The sequence below is a fragment of the Polaromonas sp. P1_G4 genome, from assembly GCF_056405475.1.
Genome location: NZ_JBFUCA010000600.1, coordinates 1 through 2301 on the forward strand (window position 1 = coordinate 1; position 2301 = coordinate 2301).

The 2301-nt window shown below is 62.6% G+C and carries 3 protein-coding genes; 1 reads left to right on the forward strand and 2 read right to left on the reverse strand.

Annotation, left to right across the window (positions count from 1 at the left end; all coding sequences use genetic code 11):
* A partial coding sequence (locus AC1D1X_RS21055; RefSeq protein ID WP_477699088.1) for a LysR substrate-binding domain-containing protein occupies positions 1–877 on the reverse strand: 877 nt, incomplete at its 3' end.
* Positions 878–1120: 243 nt separating this feature from the next.
* Between AC1D1X_RS21055 and AC1D1X_RS21060 the strand changes: the two genes are divergently transcribed.
* Positions 1121–1771 (forward strand): FMN-dependent NADH-azoreductase, encoded by a 651-nt coding sequence (locus AC1D1X_RS21060; RefSeq protein WP_477699089.1) that lies wholly within the window; start codon positions 1121–1123, stop codon positions 1769–1771.
* Positions 1772–1896: 125 nt separating this feature from the next.
* On the opposite strand, the gene AC1D1X_RS21065 is transcribed toward AC1D1X_RS21060, so the two are convergent.
* On the reverse strand, positions 1897–2301 hold a 405-nt coding region (locus AC1D1X_RS21065; protein ID WP_477699090.1), incomplete at its 5' end, for a cyclophilin-like fold protein.

A 2301-nucleotide genomic window follows, 5' to 3' on the forward strand; every position in this document is an offset into this window, starting at 1 on the left:
CCCCCAGGAAGTCCAGAAAGCTGCGCACCGCCGGAATCTGTCCGCGCCGCGAAGTGAACACCGCATGCGCCACGCCGGGGCGAAGCGCCCAGCCGGGCAGCACAGGCACCAGCAACTGCGCCTGCTGCTCCACCGCGCTCAGGGATTCTGGCAAAAAGCTCATGCCGGTGCCGGCCAGCACGGCCAGCTTCAGGGTTTGCAGGTCGTCGGCCACATAACGCGGCTGGTGCTGCAGCACAAACTCCTTTCCCTCGGGGCCCATCAGCGTCCACGACGCCCGGCCATCCACCCAGGACATGGCGACGGTGTCCAGCTTGTGCAGGTCTTCCGGTTTTTCAGGCGTGCCCTGCCGCCTCAGCAAATCCGGGCTGGCCAGCAGGCGCCCGGAGCCGGCGCCCAGGTTTTTCACGACCAGGCTGCCGCTGTCTTCCAGCGTGGGCCGCACGCGCAGGGCAATGTCGATGCCTTCTTCCACCAGGTCAATCACCCGGTTGGTCACGCGCATGTCGACTTTCACATGAGGGTGAAGCGCCATGTAGCGCGGCACCAGGTAGCCCACCGTGCTTTGCGCCAGCGTGACCGGGCAGGTGATGCGCAGCGTGCCGCGTGGCTCGACCTGCATTTGCGCCACGGCTTCAGACGCCGCCATGGCCTCGTCGCGCATGGCGATGCAGTGGCGCAGGTAAATCTCGCCGACCTCAGTCAATGAAAGCTTGCGGGTGGTGCGCTGCAGCAGCCGCGCGCCCAGCCGCGCCTCCAGCTCAGCCACGCGGCGCGACAGGCGCGACTTGGGCAGCCCCAGCGCCCGCCCGGCGGCGGCAAAGCCGCCCCGCTCCACCACTTCGGCGAAATACAGCATGTCATTGAGGTCTTGCATGGGAAAAGTCCTTTCGCCGCCTTTTGCTCGCCTTGCACCGCGCGCGATGGCGCCGGTTTGAAGGAATTTTGTGATTTTGCGGCGTTTATTGTCTCACGAGTAGAACGATAAGTCACATTTTTGCCAACTTATCAAACACTCGACTCATCCGCACAATCTATCCCATGGCTGCGGTTCAAGGTGAACACGGCCTGAAAACCGGTTTATCCCACCCGATCAATCACTTCATTCAAGGAATTCACCATGACCAAACTTCTTCACATCGACTCCAGCATCCTTGGCGGCAACTCGGTTTCCCGCCAGCTCACGGCCCAGATCGTGGCCTCATGGCGCACCGCCAACCCCGCCACCGAAGTCAGCTACCTCGACCTGGCCGCCGACACACCTTCCCACCTCTCCGCCGAATCGCTGGGTTTCCGCATGCCTGCCGGCACGGCCCTGAGCGACGTGCAAAAGCGCGAAAACGCCGTGTCTGAAGCGCTGGTGTCGCAATTCCTGGCCGCTGACGTGATCGTTGTGGGTGCACCGCTCTACAACTTCGCGATTCCCACCCAGCTCAAGGCCTGGATCGACCGCGTTGCGCAAGTCGGCCGCACCTTCAAGTACACCGACAAAGGCCCTGTGGGCCTGGCCGGCGGCAAGACGGTGATCGTGGCGTCCGCCCGCGGCGGTGTGTATTCAACCAGCGACGCGATGACAGCCCTGGAACACCAGGAGAGCTACCTGAAAGTGSTGTTCGGCTTCTTCGGCATCACCGACGTGCGTTTTGTGCGCGCCGAAGGCCTGGCCATGGGCGAAGCCGCCAAGGCCGCAGCACTGGAAGCCGCGCAGATTGAAATCGTGACCCACACGCAAAAGCCAGCCAACCAGGAAAAAGCCGCACTGGCTGCCTGAGCCACAGGCGTCCGGCACCCATGCCGGAACGCCGTACGGAAAAAAGCCCGCAACTGCGGGCTTTTTCGTTTTCGCCAACATCATCGGCCTGATGCACACGGCCCGACACGTTGCGCCGTGCAGCGTCATGGAGGAGCGTGTTCAACCCTCACCGCCACGGGGCCGGGGCGCCGCATGGCGTCCAGCCCTGAATCAAGCCGCCCGAGCCGAACCAAGCCGTCTGAAAAAGCGAAGTCCTTGTGATAAATCGCCAGATTGCCCCACGGAGCGTAATAACCGATATCGCCGGTGGAGGGCTTGTGCCCCACCGGCGCACCCTTCGTTGACAGCGCACGCGGCAAATCAGCGACTTTTTCCGTGGCCGCGTAGTCTTTCAACACAAGGTTCAGCGGAAGCAGTGCCGCAAAATCTCTGGCGCTGTCATTGCTGTCAAGTGTTGCCGTCGCAATGACGATGCCATCCACGCTCATCTGAATTTTCATCACGGGTGCCTTCCTGCGGGGTGTCGGGTCAGATGGTTGTTGGGAAAC